This is a genomic window from uncultured Psychroserpens sp., from assembly GCF_947494225.1.
Classification (GTDB): domain Bacteria; phylum Bacteroidota; class Bacteroidia; order Flavobacteriales; family Flavobacteriaceae; genus Psychroserpens.
In genome coordinates this window covers 257,005-277,170 of the sequence record NZ_CANLUG010000001.1, presented here as the reverse complement: position 1 = coordinate 277,170, position 20,166 = coordinate 257,005, and the positions used below count along the sequence as shown (strand labels likewise).

At 33.2% G+C, this 20,166-nt stretch carries 20 protein-coding genes; 15 read left to right on the top strand and 5 right to left on the bottom strand.

Features of this window, described 5'->3' with window-relative positions; all coding sequences use genetic code 11:
• Window positions 1-49: 49 nt before the first annotated feature.
• The 3 genes from Q0893_RS01180 to Q0893_RS01170 all read left to right on the top strand — a co-directional run bounded on the left by Q0893_RS01180 (window position 50) and on the right by Q0893_RS01170 (window position 3,753).
• A complete protein-coding gene (locus Q0893_RS01180; protein ID WP_299271954.1) occupies window positions 50-1,423 on the top strand; it encodes a DUF1800 domain-containing protein in 1,374 nt (457 codons plus the stop codon).
• 2 nt (window positions 1,424-1,425) lie between these two features.
• Window positions 1,426-2,616: a DUF1501 domain-containing protein gene (locus Q0893_RS01175; protein ID WP_299271952.1), complete on the top strand. Its 1,191-nt coding sequence runs from the start codon at window positions 1,426-1,428 to the stop codon at window positions 2,614-2,616.
• 570 nt (window positions 2,617-3,186) lie between these two features.
• Window positions 3,187-3,753, top strand: coding sequence for a hypothetical protein (locus tag Q0893_RS01170; RefSeq protein ID WP_298901372.1), 567 nt, complete (start codon window positions 3,187-3,189; stop codon window positions 3,751-3,753).
• A 44-nt stretch (window positions 3,754-3,797) separates the two neighbouring features.
• On the opposite strand, the gene Q0893_RS01165 is transcribed toward Q0893_RS01170, so the two are convergent.
• From Q0893_RS01165 to Q0893_RS01145, 5 genes are read right to left on the bottom strand one after another with little or no spacing between them, the layout of a single operon-like run.
• The gene (locus tag Q0893_RS01165) at window positions 3,798-4,931 is read right to left on the bottom strand and encodes an ATP-binding protein (protein WP_298901373.1); all 1,134 of its coding nucleotides are present in this window, start codon (window positions 4,929-4,931) and stop codon (window positions 3,798-3,800) included.
• Entirely contained in the window at window positions 4,928-5,683 is a 756-nt protein-coding gene (locus tag Q0893_RS01160) for a phosphodiester glycosidase family protein (RefSeq protein ID WP_299271948.1), read from the bottom strand. The genes Q0893_RS01165 and Q0893_RS01160 overlap by 4 nt, the downstream gene beginning before the upstream one ends.
• Window positions 5,652-6,287: a hypothetical protein gene (locus tag Q0893_RS01155; RefSeq protein WP_299271946.1), complete on the bottom strand. Its 636-nt coding sequence runs from the start codon at window positions 6,285-6,287 to the stop codon at window positions 5,652-5,654. Before Q0893_RS01155 ends, Q0893_RS01160 begins: the two co-directional genes overlap by 32 nt.
• Window positions 6,284-7,036, bottom strand: a complete 753-nt coding sequence (locus tag Q0893_RS01150; RefSeq protein WP_298901376.1) for an SDR family NAD(P)-dependent oxidoreductase — start codon at window positions 7,034-7,036, stop codon at window positions 6,284-6,286. Before Q0893_RS01150 ends, Q0893_RS01155 begins: the two co-directional genes overlap by 4 nt.
• A gap of 16 nt (window positions 7,037-7,052) precedes the next feature.
• Entirely contained in the window at window positions 7,053-7,916 is an 864-nt protein-coding gene (locus Q0893_RS01145; protein ID WP_298901377.1) for an aldo/keto reductase family oxidoreductase, read from the bottom strand.
• Window positions 7,917-8,020: 104 nt separating this feature from the next.
• Between Q0893_RS01145 and Q0893_RS01140 the strand changes: the two genes are divergently transcribed.
• The 12 genes from Q0893_RS01140 (at window position 8,021) to Q0893_RS01085 (ending at window position 20,154) form a co-directional block, all read left to right on the top strand.
• A complete protein-coding gene (locus Q0893_RS01140; protein WP_298901378.1) occupies window positions 8,021-8,593 on the top strand; it encodes a DUF4382 domain-containing protein in 573 nt (190 codons plus the stop codon).
• A gap of 70 nt (window positions 8,594-8,663) precedes the next feature.
• Window positions 8,664-9,470, top strand: coding sequence for a DUF4382 domain-containing protein (locus Q0893_RS01135; RefSeq protein WP_298901380.1), 807 nt, complete (start codon window positions 8,664-8,666; stop codon window positions 9,468-9,470).
• Window positions 9,471-9,653: 183 nt separating this feature from the next.
• Complete coding sequence (locus Q0893_RS01130; RefSeq protein ID WP_298901382.1) at window positions 9,654-10,655, top strand: MoxR family ATPase; 1,002 nt, start codon at window positions 9,654-9,656, stop codon at window positions 10,653-10,655.
• A 99-nt stretch (window positions 10,656-10,754) separates the two neighbouring features.
• Complete coding sequence (locus Q0893_RS01125) at window positions 10,755-11,621, top strand: DUF58 domain-containing protein (RefSeq protein WP_298901384.1); 867 nt, start codon at window positions 10,755-10,757, stop codon at window positions 11,619-11,621.
• A 4-nt stretch (window positions 11,622-11,625) separates the two neighbouring features.
• Window positions 11,626-13,281, top strand: coding sequence for a BatD family protein (locus tag Q0893_RS01120; RefSeq protein ID WP_299271941.1), 1,656 nt, complete (start codon window positions 11,626-11,628; stop codon window positions 13,279-13,281).
• Window positions 13,281-14,285 carry a VWA domain-containing protein gene (locus tag Q0893_RS01115; RefSeq protein ID WP_298901387.1) on the top strand — a complete coding sequence of 335 codons (1,005 nt, stop codon included), beginning with the start codon at window positions 13,281-13,283 and terminating at the stop codon, window positions 14,283-14,285. Before Q0893_RS01120 ends, Q0893_RS01115 begins: the two co-directional genes overlap by 1 nt.
• Before the next feature lie 4 nt (window positions 14,286-14,289).
• A complete protein-coding gene (locus Q0893_RS01110) occupies window positions 14,290-15,333 on the top strand; it encodes a VWA domain-containing protein (RefSeq protein ID WP_298901388.1) in 1,044 nt (347 codons plus the stop codon).
• An 84-nt stretch (window positions 15,334-15,417) separates the two neighbouring features.
• On the top strand, window positions 15,418-15,918 hold the full coding sequence (locus Q0893_RS01105; RefSeq protein ID WP_299271939.1) for a hypothetical protein: 501 nt from the start codon (window positions 15,418-15,420) through the stop codon (window positions 15,916-15,918).
• Window position 15,919: 1 nt separating this feature from the next.
• The gene (locus tag Q0893_RS01100) at window positions 15,920-16,756 is read left to right on the top strand and encodes an aerotolerance regulator BatC (protein WP_298901392.1); all 837 of its coding nucleotides are present in this window, start codon (window positions 15,920-15,922) and stop codon (window positions 16,754-16,756) included.
• Window positions 16,757-16,785: 29 nt separating this feature from the next.
• A complete protein-coding gene (locus Q0893_RS01095; protein WP_299271936.1) occupies window positions 16,786-17,595 on the top strand; it encodes a BatD family protein in 810 nt (269 codons plus the stop codon).
• Window positions 17,596-17,617: 22 nt separating this feature from the next.
• Window positions 17,618-19,393, top strand: a complete 1,776-nt coding sequence (locus tag Q0893_RS01090; RefSeq protein ID WP_298901396.1) for a BatD family protein — start codon at window positions 17,618-17,620, stop codon at window positions 19,391-19,393.
• 2 nt (window positions 19,394-19,395) lie between these two features.
• Entirely contained in the window at window positions 19,396-20,154 is a 759-nt protein-coding gene (locus Q0893_RS01085) for a tetratricopeptide repeat protein (protein WP_299271933.1), read from the top strand.
• Window positions 20,155-20,166 lie beyond the last annotated feature (12 nt).

Here is a 20,166-nt window from a genome sequence, read left to right as displayed (position 1 = left end):
TTTTTACACTTCTATTAAACCGAACATTAGTTTTTTAGTCTTATTGCATATGACACAGCAGGATATTCAACATTTATATTGGAGAGCTGGTTTTGGATTAACTCCAAAACAGTACGCTTTAAAGACTCAAGATAATCGGGACACCATTATTGACGGGCTTTTCAAGGCATCGGAGATTACGACGATGTTGGATATTGATACCTCAGATTTTGAGGAGCTTTTAACTCCGGCGCTAGCTAAAGATGCTGCTAAACGAAAATTAATAAGACAGATAAGTACTAAAAAACTCAAAACTTATAATAGGCTTTGGCTAAATCGTCTCGAGACTTCAAATCAAATCTTAAGGGAAAAAATGACGTTGTTTTGGGCTAATCATTTTGTGTGCCGCGACAATAACATCCTATTTGTAAAGACCTTTAACAATACACTTAGAGCCCATGCTTTAGGTAATTTCGGAGACTTTGTAAAAGCCATTTCAAAGGAAGCTGCCATGCTTAAGTATTTGAATAATAAACAAAATAGAAAGTTAAAACCAAATGAAAATTTTGCAAGAGAATTGATGGAATTATTTATGCTTGGAGAAGGGCATTACACCGAAAGAGATATTAAAGAAAGCGCTCGTGCATTTACAGGTTATAATCATACAGTTAAGGGACAATTTGTACTTAGAAAGCGTCAGCATGATTATGGTATTAAGACTTTTTTTGGGAATACTGGACGATTTAGTGGTGACGACATTATAGATATTATTTTACAACAAAAACAGTGTGCTCGTTTTATCTGTCAAAGTATCTATAAGTATTTTGTAAATGAAACCATAAATACTGAAAGGCTAGAAGAATTAGCAACGGTTTTTTTTAAAGATTATAATATTGAAAACCTCATGCGACATCTCTTTATGTCTGATTGGTTTTATTCTGAAGAAAATATTGGTGTAAAAATAAAATCTCCGATTGAACTTTTAATAGGAATAGGCAAAACAGTGCCAATTAAGTTTAATGACGAAAAAGATCAGTTAAAAATTCAAAAGCTTTTAGGACAAATACTTTTAAACCCTCCAAATGTTGCTGGCTGGAAAGGTGGTAAAAACTGGATTGATAGTAATACCTTGATGTTGCGTTTAAAACTACCATCAATCTTACTGGCAAACGCGCATATATCTATTAAAGAAAAAGGTGAGTTTGAAGATTCATTTGACATCTATAATTATAGAAAAAGACCAAGTAGATTTGCTAATGTTAGCGTTGATTGGAACAATTTCGAGGAACAATTTTCGGGATATTCATCGCAGGAATTAAAGACATTTTTAATGGCTTCTAAACTGAATAAAGGCACAGAAAATTATTTAGAGACCTTAAATAAATCCTCGCATATGGAATTGTGCGTTCAATTAATGTCATTACCCGAATATCAAATGTGTTAGTTATGGATAGAAGACATTTTTTAAAACAGTCAACCTTAGCGAGTAGCTTATTTTTCGTGCCCAATTTTGTAAAAGCATTTGAGAATATTGCGCCTAGTAGTTTAGGATATAAACGTTTAGTAATAATTCAGCTGTCGGGAGGTAATGATGGTTTAAACACAATCATTCCGTTTAATAATGATATCTACTATCGAAATAGGCCTAGTATTTCAATTTCAAAAAATGATGTTTTGAAAGCCAGTGATGAGTTGGGGTTTCATAAAAGTCTACTTCCTCTAAAAAAATTATTTGATGAGGGGCATTTAACCATTATTAATAATGTAGGCTATCCCAACCCAAACCGCTCCCATTTTAGAGCAACAGATATTTGGCAAACAGCGAGTGATTCAAATCAATATTTACAAACGGGTTGGATTGGTCGTTATTTAGATCATTTCGGAACTAAACCTTATAACGCTATTGAAATAGATGATAGTCTGTCGCTTGCTTTAAAGGGGCAACAAATTAATGGCATTGCGGCTAAAAACCCTCAGATTTTATATAGAACCTCTCAAGATCCTTATTTTAAAAACGTACTTAAATACTATGAAGATGAGCATTTAAGCGAACATAATTTAGGCTATTTATATAAAACTATGATTGCAGCCGAATCTTCGGCCAAATATATTTTTGAAAAACATAAAGGCTCCGAAACGAGTCAAGATTACCCTAATAATGAATTTGCTAAGCAATTACGAACGACATCGAGGTTAATAAAATCGGGCATCGAAACAAAAGTGTTCTATGCATCTCTTGGTGGGTTTGATACACACGCAGGACAGCTTAATAGTCAGTCGAGATTGTTAAAAGTATATGCTGAAGGAATCGAAGCATTTATTAAAGATTTAAAGCAACAAGGGACATTTAAGGATACACTTATAGTTACTTTTTCAGAATTTGGAAGGCGTGTTAAACAGAATGCAGCCAATGGAACAGACCATGGAGCGGCGAGTAATGTTTTTGTTATAGGAGATCAATTAAAAACTGCCGGATTCTATAATGACTTAGCAAGTTTAAGAGATTTGGATAGTAATGGCGATTTGAAATATACAATAGACTTTAGATCAATTTATGCCACTATTTTGAATACATGGTTAGCGGCCGATGATCATACCATTTTAAATAAGACCTTCCCAAAATTAAACTTCATTTAGTCTTAAAAAAACAAAAACCCTGTTTCACATTCGACACGTCGACATTGAAACAAGGTTATATGTAATTGATTAATAGCAAGGCAAAAATCGTAAAAATTAAAGTTGATTTCTAAAAAAAACTATAAGTGGTCAAAAAAACTGTATGAATGGTAAATATGAGATTTTAAAAAAAGGAATTTGACTTTTTTAAGAAGAAAATGAGCCATTATATTCTATGAAAAAACAAAAACCTTATTTCGTTATTGACATGTCAACATTGAAATAAGGTTATATGTAATTGATTAATAGCAAGGCTAAAATCGTAAAAATCAATGCTGGTTTTGAAAAAAAACTATGAGTGGTTAAAAAAACTGTATGAATGGTATTTTTTTGATAATTTCTTAGATTAACGACGTTTCTAAATTTATAATAGAACAGTTCAATAGTATGTAAACAAGTAAGGGTTTTCATATAAATTGTAAGAAAACAGCTTAAAAATATGTATAAACATAAGATTTTCAGTGTATTAAATACAGATATGTTAAAATATTGATTAACTTATGGGTGCTATTAATCAATACCAATTCAATTATGAAAACAGTTTTTAAGTTAATTATTTTGACCTTATTTGTTTCACTTTATTCTTGTGAAACGGAAGATGTAACAATCGAAAATGACCTTAATCGGGAACCTGTAAAAGGTTGCGAAACCGCCTTTGCGTATGGGAAAGATGACGAAGCTATTTGCTTTATAGATGATGATGAGCTTGACTCTAATCGTTGGGGCTGGTCTATTGGCCCTATATATGCAGATCACTACGAATCGTATCTCATCTATCAAGGAGCTGGTGGCTGTAATTTAAATAACGGAGAAGTTATCGGGACCTTAAATGTTGTTTATGAAAGCGATTATGTTTTAGTCGACTTTGTAGCTAATGAAGGCTATGGTTTTTATGAAACTCATCTGTATATAGGAGATGAAAAATATCCAAGAAAGCGAAATGGCCAGTACACCGTTGCTCCTGGACAATACCCTTATAGCAATGACATTCCCGGTGGAGCATCGGATGATAGTTATAAAATTGATGACGTAGAAGGCGGAATCTATATTATAGCTCATGCTGTAGTTTGTCCTTATAAAAAAGATAAGCCGAATTAATATTTAGAGTATAGTTAGCAGTAGTTTAATACCCTAAATTAGTGCTAACTATATTTAACCTTTCTTAAAATCCTAATGGCTTCTTGATAAGCGTTATATGCGTATTTACTATGTTTTTTTAAATATGGTTTTGCTTCATTGAGTTTGTTTATGGCATCTGGAAAATCATTTAAATAACAAATAAGATATGTGGCAGGAAGGTTTTTTAGGTCTAACTCTTCATTTTTATTTAAAGCTAATCCTTTCTTCAATTTTTCTAAAACGGCGTTGTTAGAATTATTGATATGATGGAGTTGTTTTTTTTCAAACTGCGGAGGTTTAAATAATAACGTAGTTTCAATGGTATAATTTGCGTTGTCTTCAAAATGAATAATGGTTTCTTCTAATTGATAATATTTATTTTGATTGTGAAGACCTAAACTCACATACTCTATAATTTTGAATGTATTGTTATCATATGAAATAGATACTTCGTCTAATGTGGAAAAAAACAGTCTAACCTGCTCATTAATTAATTCTATATCTACACGTGAATAAAACTCTTCATCTTTGACAATTTTTTTTTGTCCAGACCAACATAAAACAAAGTACTCTTTAAAGACTTTGTATTGCGGATTGTAATCTTTGCGCTTATTCATAAAATCAAAAACACCATCTAAGGTGTATTCAATATTATTTTGTGCATGGGATTCTATGGCCTCAACAATTTTAGAATTAACATCTTTAATTTCGATGTCGAAAACCTTGGGCATACTCATGCTCCCATCTCTAAAAAATACGGTGCCTCCATAGTATTTCCAGATGTTTTTACGTAGAGATGTGAGGTCATCAATTGGCCTAATAGTGACTAAACCAACCACTTTATCATCAGGAAGGTGTGGAAAAGGAATATTTTCATATTGTACAATAGGCGGATTTGAAAGGTAGGCATTAATCAGGTTTTGAATTTTACTATCATCAAAAAAATTAACACCAATAATATTGTTATCCTCGTCTTCAACACCAATAACAATGTAGGAGTTGTTTTTGGGATTACTGTTTGATAGCGCGCAAATGTGTTTTAAAAACTTAGCTTTCCCTTCTTTATGTGTAATATCGACTTTACGTTTTTTATCATAAAAACTGTTCTCATCATTATGAGCCAACAGGTTTTTAATAAGCAGTCGTTTATTAATCATTCTTTAATCTCAGCAATTATAACTCCAAAATTACCATCTAATTGTTCCCAGTTTTTTTCTGGAAGATATGTTCTAGACACAAAACCATCAAGGTATAAGGCATTTTTACATCCTACACTTTTAAAAAAATCAGCAAAGTCATAGAGGTTGATAAGATCTTTAGACATAGCAAACAGTAAGTTTCCGTTAGGCAAAATACCAACACCGTTTCTAATATGTAAATTATTTGAACCTTTAACAAATTTTGAATGCAATGCTCCATTTATAACTAACATTGGTCCTGACTGGGTTGCATATCTTATATTAGAAGTAGATTTGAAAGCGGAGGTTTCAACAACGACGCCTTTATTGTCCTTTGTAATGCAAAAGATACCGTTGGGTTGTAAATAAAAATTGCCATAGGCCTCTTTTGTAGTATCGATTGCTGTTTTAACTATTCCTTTTTCAATATACAAACCTTGAGGAGAACTATCTTTAAGGTACATGCCTCCATTCATAGCAAAACGCAGTGTTTTACTATTGGTTTTTAGGTGTTTTTTTAACTTTTCAATGCTGCCATAATTGGTATTGGTAGAATCTTTCCAATACAATTTTAAAGTTTGGGTTTTTAAATCAACGACATGGCTTATAAATCTAGGGTCATCTATAGTTTGAGCGCCAGATGTACATGAGACACATAAAGCTAAAACCATAAGAATCAAAAAGAAATTATGATATAGTTTACGATTGCAATAATCTAATTTCTTTTTCAATATTTTGTCGTGCTTGTTCTTCAAATTTGTTTTGATATAATGTGGTAAAATAAATCGATTTACGATTTAGGAATTGAGTCATTGCTTTCTTTCGACCTTTATTATATAGAAAATCAGGATAAACAGCGTATTCCATTCTTATGTATTTAGTATATAATTGATACTGTTCCCAAGATGTTCCTAAGATAGATAAATCAATATCTAAAAGATACGCATTGTCACTATTTTCTTGCAATACAATATCGTGATTTTGTGTTGATTTTATTAAAAAACATACATTTTTGATGTATTTTTCTTCGATTTTGAACAATTTTAGGCGCTTTTCAGCGAATTTTGCGCTTTTTATTTCATTGTTCTTTTTTGTGGCGTTATAAATAATATCATGATACCAAATGGCAAATAGGAACGCGTCATAATCTACAATATCATGTTTAAGATGTTCTGTCTGCTTGAGCATGTGGTAGATGTGATCTAAATTGTGATAGTGTCTTTTTGTTGAAGTGTAGTGCTTTTCAATGTCCATCCAACACTTAGAAATTAGCAATTGATCCTCGGTATGTATTGAAGCTAATTGAAACCAAGCATCTTTTAACCAGAGTGTCATAGTTGCTTTTTTACAATAGTATTATTGGCTTGTGCTGTACAAAACATGAGCACGTCTGCAATGTTAACATGTGCAGGCCTCGATACCGCAAATTGAATGACTTCTGCTATATCTTCAGCCTGAAGTGCTTTATAGCCTTTATACGCTTGATCTGCAATGGGATCGCCTTTGAAACGAACTTTTGAAAATTCGGTTTCTACGAGTCCAGGGTTAATAGCCGTTACTTTTATTCCGAAGGGATTTAAATCAATTCGCATCCCTTCAGTAATCGCCAAAACGGCATGTTTACTTGCGCAATAAACATTACCCTTAGGATAAACTTCTTTCCCAGCCGAAGATCCAATATTAATGATGTGTCCGTTTTGTCGTTCTGTCATTTGAGGAATAATGGCTTTACTTACATAGAGCAACCCTTTTACGTTAATATCCATCATGGCGTCCCAATCTTCAAGATTCCCAGTTTGAATAGGGTCTAGGCCATGAGCATTTCCAGCATTATTTATTAAAATATCTATCGTTTTGAAGTTTTCGGGAAGAGAGTCAATAGCTTTAAACGTGGCATTTTTATCCCTTACATCAAAATTGAGTGTATGAACTTTGGTTTGTTTGCTTAGGGCTTTTTCAATAGTATCGAGACGTTCTTGTCTTCTTCCGCATAAAATTAAATGAATACCGTTTTTTGCGAATTCATGTGCCGTAGCTCTTCCAATTCCACTGGTCGCTCCTGTGATTAATGCTATTTTATTCATTACTGTTTTTAATTATTTATGGGACTTTATGACCTTGACAAGCTACTAATATTTTAAACCAATCTTCGAGTTCGAGTTCAATAGCTGCGGCTTTGGCTGCATCTGAAATTCGTTTTGTATTTGTTGTGCCAATTACGGGATGAATTTGAGAGGGATGTTTTAAAATCCAAGCTAAGAGCAACTGATCTTCGGTAGCTTTGTATTTATCTAATAAATCACCCAGTTGTCTATGAATGCGTCTTGTTTGTTCGTTGTCTTCTCTAAAAACACTGCCTAAAGGCGACCAAGCCATTGGTGTTATTTCATTGGTCATCATGTAGTCCAATAATCCGTTATGCATGGCGTTATGATGTGTTAGTGAAAACTCAATTTGATTTACCGAAACGTCAACAGATTTTGACAAAAGTTCCATTTGAGAAGACGTAAAGTTTGAGAGCCCAAATGTTTTTATCAAACCTCTTTGTTTTAGTTCTAATACGGCTTCAGCTATATCATCTGGATGCATTAACGGACTTGGTCTATGTAATAATAATACATCTAGATAGTCTGTTTTTAAATGTTTTAAAGACGTTTCAACAGACCAGATAATATAGGATTTACTATAGTCATAATGCTTCACAGTATTCGATCTATTGTCGCTTAAATATTGAATACCACACTTGCTAATTAATTGAATAGTATCTCGTGAAATGCCACTTTCAGAAAATGCATTACCAAAATCAGATTCCGTAGTATAGCCACCATAAATGTCTGCATGATCAAACGTTGTAATATCTTCTTCTATGCACTGATGCATAAGTTTAATCATATCCTTTTTGAGAAGCTGTTTTCCCCAAACTCCCCAGGTCATACAACCTGCTATTAATCGAGAATATTTCACTTTTTTTTCTGTTTATATGGATTTTTTTGCAATTCACGTATAAAAATAGTCAAATCTAGATGAAGAAAGTATACTTGCTAAGTATTAATTAACCTACCTAAGTCATGAAATTTTTAAGTCGTTCCAAAACAATAATCTACAGTGTGTTTTTTCTGTTCATAGTGAGTAGCTGTTCTAAAGAAATAGAAACAGAAACCTTTGATAACAGCAGTTTAATTAGTGTAAAACTTCAAGGTACTCAGAGTCTATTGAATAGCGCGAATATTGAAATACTTGACGTTCAAATTAAGGTTTTGGAAGAGGATTCGAATCCAAATGCATGGGTGAGTCTAAATACGATTAATACAGGAATTCATGATTTGGCAAATATAACAGACGATGAAGTAGTTACTTTAGTTGATTTTGAAGAAGTACCTGCTGGGTTTGTTTACAATATCAAATTGGTTTTAGGAGATAGAAATGCTGTTGTTAAGAATGGTGTCGAGTATGTACTTGAAATTGCTCCTGAACACGAAAATGCTTCAACAAATATTGTTGGAAAACATTTGAAAACTAATGTGTTATATGATTTTTTAATTGAGTTTGATATCGATCGTTCTGTCGAATTTTCTTCGGAAGGCACTGTCAATCTTAACCCTAGAATGAGTACGCTTTTAAGACGTTTCGAGTTGTTTTAATTAATTAGACAAGACATCTTAAAGTGAAATTTGAACGTATATAGTTTATACGAACTCAAAAAATACTGTTATGAATTCCCTAAAATTGAAATCTTTTTTTTTACTCATTATTTGTTCATTTAGTTTATATAATTGTAATGATGACGATGCATCTTCAAATAGTCAAGGAACATCAAAATTAACGGTTAAACTTGTTGATGAACCAGGCGATTATGAACATGTTTATGTTGAAATTATAGACGTGCGAGTAAAGATTAACAATGATTCAGAAGATGATAACTGGCAAAGTCTTGAAGCTATTAATACAGGAGTTTATGATTTATTAGATTTAACAGGAGGTGTTAATGTCCTTCTGGCTGACGATTATGAAATTCCCTCTGGAACATTAAACCAGATTAGATTAGTGTTAGGGGAAGATAATTCTGTTGTTATTGATGGAGAATCATTCCTGCTATCAACACCAAGTGCTCAACAATCAGGACTAAAAATTCGAGTTAATGAAGAGTTAGCTCCAAATTTTGAATATACTTTTTGGCTAGACTTTGATGTAGATGAATCTATCGTTATGTCTGGTAATTCTGGGAACATAATTTTGAAACCTGTACTAAGGGCGTCGGCTGAAATTTCTACTGGGACAATTAGTGGTAGTATTTCTCCAATTGATGTCCAAACTGAAATTAGTGTGACAGTTGGAGATGATATTGTTTCTACTTATGCAGATGAGAATGGTGCCTTCTTATTAGTAGGGTTGCCTGGAGGTGTATATGACATTACGATAACACCTGATCCAGAATCGGAGTTTTCAGAGGAAATAATTGAAAATATAGAAGTTGTCGTTGGAGAAAATACTGTTGTTGAGACAATCTACTTAGAATGACCAATAGACGATACAAAAGAACAAAGGGCAATACAATCTGTATTGCCCTTTGTTCTTTTGTACGACACAATCTTAATAGGGTTTAACTTTTAACCAATTATTAACAGCAACACAGGAAAAATTTTAACAATTTGCAGAACTAAATTAAATAGACATATTCACAGCGTTTAAAACATATAAATAATGGAAGAAACAGGAACAATTGACATTAAGAGCATTAATGAAAAAATAGAAAAAGAAAGTGCTTTTGTTGATTTGTTAATGATGGAAATGAACAAAGTCATCGTTGGACAAAAACACATGGTAGAACGTTTACTCATTGGACTTTTGGGGCAAGGACACATTTTACTAGAAGGTGTCCCAGGACTTGCAAAAACACTTGCAATTAATACGTTGTCTCAGGCTGTAGATGGTAGTTTCAGTCGAATCCAATTCACACCAGATTTATTACCAGCCGATGTTGTGGGAACACTTATCTATAATATGAAGGTTAATGACTTTTCAATTAAAAAAGGTCCAATATTTGCAAATTTTGTTTTAGCAGATGAGATTAACAGAGCGCCAGCTAAAGTGCAATCGGCTTTACTGGAAGCTATGCAAGAAAAGCAAGTAACCATTGGTGATGAGACGTTTATTTTAGATAAACCATTTTTAGTAATGGCAACACAAAATCCAGTTGAACAAGAAGGAACTTACCCTTTGCCAGAAGCACAAGTTGACCGTTTTATGTTGAAAACTGTTATAGATTACCCTAAACAAGCAGAAGAGCAACTTATCATGAGAGCCAACTTGAAAGGTGCTTGGGATAAAGTAAATCCAGTGGTTTCAGTTGCACAAATTTTAAAAGCGCAAGAGGCTGTAAGAGATGTTTATATGGACGAAAAAATTGAGAAGTATATTCTTGATATCATTTTTGCAACACGCTATCCAGAACAATATAAATTAGCAGATTTAAAACCACTTATTTCATTTGGAGCTTCTCCTCGTGGAAGTATTAATTTGGCAACAGCTGCGAAATGCTTTGCCTTTATAAAACGTAGAGGATATGTGATTCCTGAAGACGTTAGAGCTGTTGTTCATGATGTCCTTCGTCATAGAATTGGTATCACTTATGAAGCCGAAGCAGAGAATGTAACTTCTGAAGATATCATTAATAAAATTGTAAACGAAATAGAAGTGCCTTAGTAGATGTGATACATCATAAAACACACAACTCTAACATCAATAATTATGTGTTAATCGTGTGTAAACTAAGTTATACTAAAAGGGAGGAAGCAATTATAAATGGATACTAAGGAATTACTAAAAAAAGTACGAAAAATTGAGATTAAGACACGTCGCTTGTCTGATCACATATTTGGGGGTGAATATCATTCGACATTCAAAGGTCGAGGTATGACTTTTTCTGAAGTTCGTCAGTATCAATTTGGTGATGATGTTCGTAACATTGATTGGAATGTTACAGCACGATATAATGAGCCTTTTGTAAAAGTTTTTGAGGAAGAACGTGAATTAACCATGATGCTAATGGTTGATATTTCAGGATCTGAATTATTTGGTACAGACGTTCAGTTTAAAAATGAAATCGTAACCGAAATAGCGGCGACCTTAGCCTTTTCTGCAACTCAAAACAACGACAAGATAGGATTGATTTTGTTTTCTGATAATATTGAACTTTATATTCCTCCTAAAAAAGGACGTTCCCATGTCTTGAGAATTATACGAGAACTCATTGAATTTAAGCCAAAAAGTAAATTAACTAACGTTGGTGAAGCATTTAAGTTTTTGTCTAATGTGATGAAAAAGAAAGCTATTGTATTTGTGCTTAGTGATTTTATAGCTGATGATTACAAACAAAACTTGAAAATTGCCGCAGGAAGACATGACATTACCGGAATACGTGTATATGATAAAGGAGAAGAGGCTATTCCTAATCTTGGAATGGTACAAATGGAAGATGAGGAAACAGGTGAACTTATATTAGTAAATACGGCATCAAAATCTGTAAGACAGAATTATAGTAATTATTATAATGATAAAGTGAATTATTATAAAGACACGTTTACAAAATCGGGTTCTGGAACAATTAACTGTAGGGTTGATGAAAGCTATGTAAAAAAACTACTAGGATATTTTAAAAGAAGAGGATAATTAAGTGAAACATCTAAATTTCATACATGTAATTAATAGTTATGGCAAGCGCGTAATCTTGTTCTTAGCTTGCTGTCTCTTTTTTGTTTTGACATCAAATGCTCAAGTGACATCTTCAATTGATACAACGAAAATCAAAATAGGAGAGCAAATTACTTTTAAAGTTGAAGTTGATGCAGATACTACAGATTTAGTTGTTTTTCCAGAAGGTCAAACGTTTGGGCCTCTTGAAATGATAGAGTCTTATAAAATAGATACAACCAAAAATGAGGCAAAGTTTAAGCTCATAAAGACGTACGGTTTAACGCAATTTGATTCGGGTTCATATAAAATTCCGAAGCAGAAAATAATTGTTGGTACTAAAACATATTTTACAGATTCTTTGCATGTTGAAGTTTACACTGTTGCTGTAGATACAACCAAACAAAGTCTCTATGGTATCAAACCAATGATTGAAGTAGAAAAGGCCTCAAGCGATTGGTGGATATACCTTCTTATAACCTTAGTTGCGCTAGGTTTTATCGCTTTCTTATTGTATTGGTTTATATGGCGAAAAAAACCATTAACAGAAGAGGAGGAAATTGCCATGTTGCCGCCATATGATAGAGCGAAACTGGCACTTAAGAAATTAGATGAGAGCAATTACCTTCAGCGTTCAGAGCTAAAAGATTATTATTCAGAACTCACCTTTATTATTAGGAAGTATCTAGATGAAAAAGTGTATGATCGAGCGCTTGAAAGTACGACAGACGAACTGGTAGGTCGACTTAACTTACTTCGTGATGCCAATCAGATCGAACTGAGTACGTCAGACATCAATAATATTGAAACCATATTGAAACGTGCCGATTTGGTGAAATTCGCAAAGTCTGCCCCAGATATCGAGCTTGCAAAAATTGATAGAAATACCATAGATGTCGAAATTGACCAAGTTAAAGAAGCGTTACCTGAACCTACAGAAGAAGAAAAGCTCCTAGATAAACAGTATAAAGAAGAGCAAGAACTTAAGAAAAAACGAAGAAAAATTATCTTGACGGTTGGCGCTAGTATCTTGATTTTAATAGCAACTTATGTTGGTTTCGGACTCAAATACGGATTCAAATATGTTACTGATACCATTATTGGAAATGAAGCCAAAGAGCTTCTAGAAGGGGATTGGGTTCAAAGTGATTATGGTGTACCACCAATTATGATATCAACACCTGTTGTTTTAGAACGTATAGAGTTACAAGCTATAGACTCCACACAACAACTAAAAAGAACAGCATTTGCCTATGGAGATGTCAATAGTAGCTTTAATATAGGAGTTGGAACAACTAAATATAACCTTCAGGAAGGAGAAGAAATTGATATTAATGGTGCAGTAGAAGAAACAATTAAATCGTTTGAAAACAATGGCGCAAGAAATATTGTTGTGAAACGCGAGCAATTTATTACACCAAATGCTGCAGAAGGCTTAAAAGTTTTTGGAACAGGAGAGTTTCCAACCGATGTAGAAGGGCAATATAGGTCTGGTGAGTATGTCATCTTAATTTTTGTGTCAGATGATAAATCGGTCATGCAAAAAATAGCACTTGTTTGGAATAATAAAGACGAGTATACCAACGATATTATGGATCGTGTCTTAAATTCAGTAGAACTTAAAAAAGTAGAAGAGTAATGTTTGAAGGAATAGAGTTCTTAAATAAAGAGTTTTTCTGGTTGTTTTTACTACTACCATTTGCTATCCTTTGGTATGTTTTAAAAAGAAAACGCCAAACGGCAGAGTTTAAGATATCAAGTATAAAAGGATTTAAGGTTGGTAATGCTATACTACCTAAGTTACGCCCATTATTATTTGCGTTTCGTTTGTTGGCCTTGGCATTTTTAATTACGGCTTTAGCTCGACCAAGAACGTCTGATGAAACCACCAAGACAAAAACAACGAAAGGTATTGATATTGTCATGGCTATAGATGTTTCGGCTAGTATGCTTGCCAAAGATTTGTTGCCAAATCGGCTTGAAGCTCTGAAAAAAGTAGCATCAGAGTTTATTCAAGGTCGACCTAACGATCGAATAGGTTTAGTAGAATACGCAGGAGAAAGCTATACTAAAACTCCAATAACTAGCGATAAAGCCATTGTATTACGCTCACTTCGAGATGTGAAGTACAATGAAATTATTGAAACAGGAACAGCTATTGGTATGGGATTAGCAACAGCCGTAAATAGGTTAAAAGATAGCAAAGCCAAAAGCAAAATCATCATTTTATTAACTGATGGTGTCAATAATTCTGGTTTTATAGATCCGAAAATCGCTAGCGAATTAGCTGTAGAATATGGTATTAAAGTTTATACAATTGGATTAGGAACCAATGGTATGGCCTTATCGCCTTATTCTATTAATAGAAATGGGACATTTCAATACAGACGAGTGCAGGTAGAAATCGATGAGGATTTGCTTAATGAAATTGCAGATGTTACTGGAGGAAAATATTTTAGAGCTACTAATAACAAGAAATTAAAAGAGGTTTACAACGAAATTAATAAACTAGAAAAAACAGAAATCGAAGAAATCAAATACACCACGTACGATGAAAAATATCGACCACTAATTTTGATTGCATTAGGTCTTATCCTTTTGGAAGCACTTCTTCGATTAACCGTTTTTAGAAGTTTTGTATAGTATTATGTTTGATTTTCAATTAGAAGAAAAAATTTGGTTTTGGGTATTACTGATTATTCCAGTAATTATCTTCTTATTTGCTATACTTCAGTTTTGGAAATATAGAACACAAAAACGATTTGCTAATAGCAAGTTGCTAAAGCGATTGAGTCCAAACCAATCCTTGTTTAAGTCCATTTTAAAAATAGTCGTACTCAGTTTAGCATTTGCTTGTCTTGCTATTGCCTTAGTTAATCCTAAAATTGGAACCAAATTAGAGACTGTAAAACGTCAAGGCGTCGATATTGTCTTTGCAGTTGATGTTTCAAAAAGTATGTTGGCCGAGGATATAGCGCCAAACCGATTAGAAAAATCGAAGCAATTGGTGACGCAAATTATTAATAACTTGGCTAGCGATCGTGTTGGTATTATTGCCTATGCAGGGAAAGCATTTCCGCAGTTACCTATAACTACAGATTATGGTTCGGCAAAAATGTTTCTTCAAAACTTAAATACAGATATGTTGTCCTCTCAAGGAACCGCAATCAACGAAGCTATTGAGTTGGCCAAAACCTATTTCGATGAAGAAGAAGACACCAACCGTGTGTTAATTATCATTTCAGATGGTGAAGATCACAGTGATGTTGCAAGTAATGTAGCTGAAGAAGCCGGAGATGAAGGTATTCGCATCTTTACAATTGGAGTTGGCGATGAAAAAGGAGGCCCAATACCTATCAAACGAAATGGTGTACTTTTAAATTATAAAAAAGATAGCAAAGGCGAAACTGTAGTCACCAAGCTTAATGAAGAAACACTAAAAGAAATTGCAGACGAAGCCAATGGCGCATATATAAAAGGTAATAATACAGACGAGGTGATTGATGAAATAAAAGACATTTTAAATCGAATGGATAAAACAGAATTTGAATCCAAAGAGTTTGCCGATTTTAAGGATCAATTTCAATGGTTTTTAGGCTTTGGAATTTTCTTTTTATTCATAGATATTTTTCTACTCGAGCGAAAAACAGGATGGCTAAAACGTCTTAACCTGTTTAATGAGAATATATAATCGTTTGTCTGTTAGATATTTTATAAATTCTTTAACTATATCAAGTCTTACAGTTTTTTATCTTGCTATTTACAAAACATGAGAATGAAGTTAATAAAGATTATCGTCCTATCGTTATTGTTTCCAATGTTAAATTTTGGTCAAAACCAAGATTTAGCTCTATTCGATAATCTTATTGATAAAACATGGAGTGCTGAAGGACGATGGAAAAATAATGGTCCAAAATTTAAACAAGAAATTAAATTTAGTTATGATTTGGAAGGTTCTATTATTCTTGTAGACTCAAAAGGATATATAAATAAAGAACAAACTAAATTTGGCAACAGAAACCATGGCATAAGACAATACGACCAAACATCTAAGACAATTAAGTTTTGGGAATTTGATGTCTTCGGAAATGTAACTAAAGGTAAGGTGTATGCCGAAGGTAAAAATATCATTTACCAATATCAATATGGCGATAGCGTTATTACTGATATGTGGGAATATGTTGATGATTCAACTTATAATTTTAAAGTAGGTAGTTATCATAATGGCACTTGGAAACAAGTGTATCTTAATACCGTTTTTAAAGAACAGAAATAAAATGAAGAAACTCAGTATCATCTGTGCAGTCTTAATGACAACATTGGCTTTTGCTCAAGACAAGGATAAAGAACGTCAAAAGAAATTGACGCTTGAAACAGCTACAGATTATGTATATGAAGGCAATGAGTTGGTAGATGCCGATAATTATATTTCGGCCGAAATGGAATACAGAAAAGCTATTTCAAAGGCACCATCTGTTGTGGCAGGCTCGTATAATTTAGGAAATAGTTATTACGAAAAGGAAAACTATGAAGAAGCTCTATATCGCTTAAAATTAGCTGCCGATAACTCAAATTCAAAATCAGAAAAGCACAAGATATTTCATAATATTGGAAATATCTTAATGAAAAAAGAACTGTGTGAAATGGCTGTTGAATCTTTTAAAAACGCCTTAAGAAACGACCCAACTGACGATGAGACACGTTACAATTTGGCCATAGCTAAAGAGTGTGCTGAGCAACAAAAGAAAGAGGAAGAAAAAGACGAGGAGAAAAAGGACGAAGAAGAAAAAGAAGAGGAAAAGAAAGACGAAGAAAAGAAGGAAGACGAAGAAAAAAAGGACGACCCTAAAGATGAAGGTGATCAAGAGAAAAAGGAGGGTGACGACCAAAAAGATGATGAAGGGAAGCCTAAAGATGATAAAGATCAAGGCAAAGATGAAAAGAAAGAAGATAAAAAGGAGCAAGGAAAGCCCAAACCGCAACCTGGACAATTGTCTCCTCAACAAATTAAAAACTTGCTAGAAGCAATGAACAATCAAGAACAAAAAGTTCAAGAAAAAATAAATGCAGAAAAGCAAAAAGGAGTGAAAGTCAAACCCGAAAAAGACTGGTAACTTAAAAGTACAACCAAAATCCTAACGATATGAAGTCCATTAAACTTACACTGTTTCTATTGAGCATTTTTTCAATAAGTGTCGTATTTGCACAAGTGAATTTCGAAGTTAAAATAAGCAAGGATAAAGTAGCGCCTAATGAATCTATTCGTGTTGATTTTGAAATGGATACCGAAGAAGAAGAGTTTACACCACCTAGTTTTGATGATTTTGAAGTTGTAAGTGGGCCTCAGAAAAATATAAGTAGAACTTGGATTAATGGGGAACAGAGTTATAAGAAAACAATTACCTACTATGTGGTTCCTCAAAAACAAGGAGACTTAACAATTGATGAAGCTAGTTTGAGTGTAGATAATGAGACATACGTCACAAAATCATTAGCTGTAAAGGTTGATCATATGTATCAAAGCAAAGAAGAGACCGCACAGTTTTTAAAATTCAGTGAAAATGTTCATTTAATTGCTGAAGTTTCAAATAATACACTGTCAGTAGGGAAATCTATTGAAGTTACCTATAAATTGTATGTATCTCAAAATGTAGGGATTTCAAATTGGAAAACGTTAGAAATGCCAGAATATAAAGGATTTGAATCTGAAACAATTGATGTTAAACCAATGAAAGTTCAATCAGGAACGTATAAAGGAGAGGATCATCGCTTTGTATTGTTGAGTAAAACAAAACTAACTTCAAAAGAAAAAGGAGAATTTCAATTACAACCACTACAACTTAATGTTACTGTGGAGATGCCAACAGATAAGAAAGATATTTTTGGAGGTCCAGTAATGCAAATAGTAAACAAAACCTTAACTACAGATACGATTATCGTAACTGTTAATTAATAAACCTTAGGTATTTTTCAAAATGAAAACCGTTAAACATACCATTCTTTTGTGTGCAATACTTTTTTCAAGTGTGACTTTTGCACAAGTCAAATTTGAAGCTAAAGTAAGTAAGCAGAAGCTCGGCGTAAATGAGCGTTTACGAGTGGATTTTGTTATGAATAAAGATGGGGATAATTTTAATCCCCCAGATTTTGCTGGTTTCAATGTTGTGGGAGGTCCAAATACTTCAGTGAGTAATTCTTGGCTTAATGGACAGCATTCTTACACTAAAACGTATAGTTATTTCTTGGCACCAACTAAAAAAGGAAAAATTAAAATTAAAGAAGCTAGTATTGAAATAGAAGGTGTTATTTATCAAACCAAAGCAGTGGCTGTTAATATAACTAATGCAGTAAAGCGTCCAAATGACCCTTATAATGTTGAGGGAGTCGCTGAAGAAAACATTCACTTAGTTGCTGAGGTATCTAAGTCAGATCCTTATCTTAACGAAGCCATTACTGTGGTGTATAAATTATATGTATCTGCAAATACAGGTGTTAGTAATTGGAGGGAAGTTGATAACCCGAGATATAATGACTTTTGGAGTCAAAAAATTGATACTAGAGGTTATCGTATACAAAATGGTAAATATAAAGGGGAAGATTATAGATATGTTGTACTTCGCAAAACGATATTATATCCTCAAAAAACGGGTAAGCTTGAAATTGAACCATTAACACTTGATATTACGGTTGAGGTACCAACAAATAGACGTGATATTTTTGGAGGAAGACGTATGGCGCAAACCAATAGAACGGTATCTGCAGGTAGCCGAACAATTAATGTAAAAGCATTACCAGAGGAAGGGAAACCCGAAAATTTTACCGGAGCTGTTGGCGATTTTGAATTTAACGTTATTACTTCAAAATCTGAGTTAAATGCTTCTGAGTCTTTAGAAGCTAGAGTTGAAGTTACTGGACAAGGTAATTTAAACTTGTTTCAATTGCCAAAGCTAACAGTACCAAGCTCTCTGGAGGTTTATGAACCAGAACATAATGAAAATATAAGAACACGTACTGATGGCATGCAAGGTTCTATTTCAGATAATTATACTATTGTTCCGCAATATAAAGGGAAGTACCCTATTCCGAGCATGTCGTTCTCATACTTTGATTTAAAAACAGAAACATATAAAACAGTAACATCTGGAGAAATTATTATTGATGTTATCGAAGGACCAGTTAATAACACATCTGGCGACAATAACATTACCGATATTAATGCCAATAAAAAGGATGTAACGGCCAATAGCGCTCAATTTGCGTTTGTAAAAACAAATGCGAATCTCAGGCCTATTTCAAATGAAAATTTCTTTAAATCTAAGGGGTTTTGGAGTTCTTTATTATTGCCTTTATTGGCTATTCCATTAGCTATGGTGTATCGTAAGAAAAAAGAAGAACGCCATGCTGATGTCTTTGGAAATAGAATTAGAAAAGCAGACCGATTGGCAAGGCGATATCTTAGTGAAGCGAAAAAATCATTAGGTCAAAAAGAAGCGTTTTATATCGCATTAGAAAAAGCACTGCATAATTATTTAAAAGCCAAAATTCATATTGAAACGAGTGATTTTAGCAAAGAAAAAATAGAACATATATTGATTGAACGAGAAGTAAATGAAGTTACTGTTAAGGAGTTTATTAGCATTTTAGAACACTGTGAATTGGCAAGATATACGCCAATCACAAATGTAGAAATGCAACAGGATTATGAAAATGCAGCTTCGACCATTTCTATAATAGACAAAGATATAAGATAGTTATGAAACAACTGTTTTACATATTTTTTGTGCTGGTAAGCACGACGATATTTGCTCAAAATGAAACACTTTTTGATCAAGCAAATACATTTTATAATGAAGGGAATTATACCGAAGCTCTAGATAAATATGAAGCGGTTTTAGATTCTGGAGAACATTCGGCAGAATTATATTTTAATATTGCTAATGCCCATTATAAACTAAACCATATTGCACCAAGTATCTACTATTACGAAAAAGCATTATTGTTAAAACCTAATGATAAGGACATACAAAACAATATTGCTTATGCAAGAAATATGACCATTGATGCCATTGAAGTTGTGCCTGAAGTTGGGTTTTCAAAACTCATCAAAAATGCAACTAATACGCTTAGCTTTGATCATTGGGCAATGCTATCTGTAAGTATGGTTATGCTTTTCGTGATTTTATTTTTAATGTATTACTTTTCTTTAAGCACAGGAAAAAAGCGATTTGCATTTGTAACAAGTATTTCTTGCTTACTCCTAGCCTTTGTGACTGTTGCTTTTGCTTTTCATAAATTTGATTTGGATGAAAAAAACCAACCAGCTATTGTTTTTGCACAGGAAGCTCAAATTAAGAGTGAACCCAATTTGAGAAGCGTAGAATCATTTAAACTTCATGAAGGGACTAAGGTCCAAGTGTTAGACACTGTATCGAAATGGAAGCAAATTAGAATAGCCGATGGTCAAACAGGATGGGTTTTAAATGATGACATTAAAATGTTGAAGAATTTTTAAAGATTCTTTAAC